This window comes from Micromonospora sp., assembly GCF_048594385.1.
GTDB lineage: Bacteria > Actinomycetota > Actinomycetes > Mycobacteriales > Micromonosporaceae > Micromonospora > Micromonospora wenchangensis.
In genome coordinates, this window is sequence record NZ_JBMDWU010000525.1 from 1 (window position 1) to 2,690 (window position 2,690).

General features: G+C 73.2%; 2 protein-coding genes. Both read right to left on the reverse strand.

Annotation, left to right across the window (positions count from 1 at the left end; translation table 11 throughout):
- Positions 1-415: 415 nt before the first annotated feature.
- Complete coding sequence (locus ACOJTC_RS27830) at positions 416-979, reverse strand: NADH-quinone oxidoreductase subunit B (protein ID WP_420119102.1); 564 nt, start codon at positions 977-979, stop codon at positions 416-418.
- A gap of 171 nt (positions 980-1,150) precedes the next feature.
- Entirely contained in the window at positions 1,151-2,599 is a 1,449-nt protein-coding gene (locus tag ACOJTC_RS27835; RefSeq protein ID WP_420119103.1) for a pyridoxal phosphate-dependent decarboxylase family protein, read from the reverse strand.
- Positions 2,600-2,690: the final 91 nt, after the last annotated feature.

Genomic DNA, 2,690 nt, shown 5'->3' on the forward strand with positions numbered 1-2,690 from the left:
GGTCCACGGAGTCGGTCATGTCCCGCACGCTAACCCCCACCCGCCACCTCTCCTCTGAGCCGTCCGCCCACCCGGCGCTCCCCCGCCAACCCCGCCCCTCCTCACCCCGCCCTCTCTCACCCCGTCTCGCCCCCTCTCGCCTCGGTGATCAAGAGGTTTGCGCTAGTTGATCAAGAGGTTCGCGTCAGATTCACGCGGGATGTTGACGCACACCTCTTGATCACCGGCCTGGATCGGCCCGACCCGGGCCACCCCGCCCGATCCGGCCGGACGCCGGGGCCAGCCCGCACCAGGGGGCGGTGATCAAGAGGTTTTGGACAGTGCGGGGGGCGGATTTGACGCAAAGCTCCTGATCACCGGGGCACAGCGGGGGGTGGGGAGGGGCACAGCGGGGGCGGAAAGGGGGCGGGGTGGGTCAGGAGAGGGTGGGGGGGTGGACCGGGGGGGCGGTCAGGGACTCGACCGGGCGTGGGGCGGTGTCGGTGGGCGGGGCGAGGGGGTCGGTGCGGTCGACGCCGCCGATGCCCGACTGTTCGGCGGCGATCTTCTCCTGGAGGCGGAGGATGCCGTGCAGGAGCGCCTCCGGCCGGGGCGGGCAGCCGGGCACGTAGACGTCGACCGGGATGAGCTGGTCGACGCCCTTGGTCACCGAGTACGAGTCCCAGTACGGGCCACCGCAGTTGGCGCAGGACCCGAAGGAGATGACGTACTTCGGCTCGGGCATCTGGTCGTACAGCCGCTTGATCGCCGGGGCCATCTTGTCGGTCACCGTGCCGGAGACCACCATCAGGTCGGCCTGCCGGGGGCCGTGGGCGAACGGGATGACGCCGAGCCGGATAAAGTCGTGCCGGCCCATGCTGGTGGCGATGAACTCGATCGCGCAGCAGGCCAGGCCGAAGTTGAACACCCAGAGCGAGTAGCGGCGACCCCAGTTGAGGACGAACCGGATCGGCTCGCCGAGCACTCCCGGCAACTGCACGACCGCCTCCCGTCCCTGCCGACCCGCTGTCCGCCCACGGACAGTCAACCACAGCCGCCCGGTGCACTCGCCGGTCCGGCCAGGGCCGTCCCCGCGTCCCGGCGGAGACCTTCCGACGACGCCGCCCCGCCACCGCGACCACCCGTCCCGGCCGCCGGCCGGGACGCAGGGTCACCAGGTGGGGCGTTGCAGCAGGCCGACGAACTCCACCAGCAGCCGTTCCCGCAGCGCGGCGGGGGCGGCGTCGAGCAGGGTGTTCACCACCGCCATCCGGTCCGGTGGCCCGGCACCGAGCCCGAGGCCGGCGGCGAGTCCACCGATCAGCTCGGGGGTGAGCGCCTCCGGGGTCAACGATCCGGCCAGGGCGAGCAGGTCGGCCGGCAGCTCGACCGGCCCGGCCCGGCGGGCGGCGGCCACCGCGGCGGTCAGGTCCGGGCCGAATTCGGCCACCCGGGGGGCCACCGAGGCGGTCACCGTGAGGTGCACGCTGGCGGGCAGGTCCGCGTACCGGAGCTGGGGTTGGGTGTGCCAGCCCCGGGCGGTCAGCTCGTCGACCAGGACGAACAGGTCGAGTGCCGGGTCGGTGCCGGTGAAGCAGACCACGGTGGATTCCGGTTCGGCCATCAGCCGCAGCCCGTCGACCCCGCGTACGGCGGCGGCCAGGGTGCCGACCGCGTCCCGGGTGGTGGCGGCCAACCGCAGGTAGCCGTCGTCGCCGAGGTGCCGCAGCGTGGCGTACGCGGCGGCGATCGGGCCACCCGAGCGGGTCGAGGCGAGCACCGGGTTGACCATGGTGTAGCCGGGCCAGTCGGCGTACGCGAAGTACTGCGGGGAGCGCAGCGTCGCGTCCCGGTGCAACAGCACCGACACCCCCTTCGGGGCGTACGCGTACTTGTGCAGGTCGACGGAGATCGAGGTGACCCCGTCGACGGTGAAGTCGAACGGTGGCACCGGCACGCCGAGGCGACGCAGGTAGGGCAGGGTCCAGCCGCCGAAGCAGGCGTCCACGTGGCAGCGCACCCCGGCCGCTGCCGCGACCTGCGCGATCCCGGCCACCGGGTCGACCACCCCGTGCGCGTACGACGGGGCGGAGCAGGCGACCAGCACGGTCTCCGGGCCGATCGCGGCGGCCATGTCCGCCACTGACGGGCGCAACGTGACCGGGTCGACGGGAACCGTGTCGAGGCCGACCCGCAGCAGGTGGGCGGCCTTGGCGAAGGCGGCGTGCCCGCTGGCCGGCACCACGATCCGGGGTGCGGTCAGCTCCGGGCGGGCGTCCCGGGCGGCCTTGACGGCCAGGATCAGCGACTCGGTCCCGCCGCTGGTGACGCTGCCGACCACGTCCGGCGCGGCGCTGCCCGGCCCGCCGCCGAGCAGGCCGCCGGCCGCCCCGACGAGCCAGTTCTCCATCGCCAGCAGGGACGGGAAGGCGGTCGGATCGAGCCCGTTGACGTGGGCGCTCTCCGCGTGGGCCGCCGCCCCCAACGCGTCGAGCCCGCCGACACCAGGGTCGTACACATAGGCGAACAACCGCCCCCCGTGCACCGGCCGATCCCCCGCCCTGAGCTGTCGGATCTCGTCCAGCACCCGCTCGGCAGGCACCCCGTTCTTGTCGATCATGGATTTGTGGTGGCCTCTCCGTGGGTTTTCGCGGCTTTCGTCCCCGCCGCAACTCCATGATCGACGAGGTGGGTGGGGGTTGGGGTTGGGG

What these genes read in the sequence shown, in the direction of transcription:
- ACOJTC_RS27835 (WP_420119103.1), bottom strand. Translation starts at nt 2,599, where the DNA reads ATGATCGACAAGAACGGGGTGCCTGCCGAGCGGGTGCTGGACGAGATC.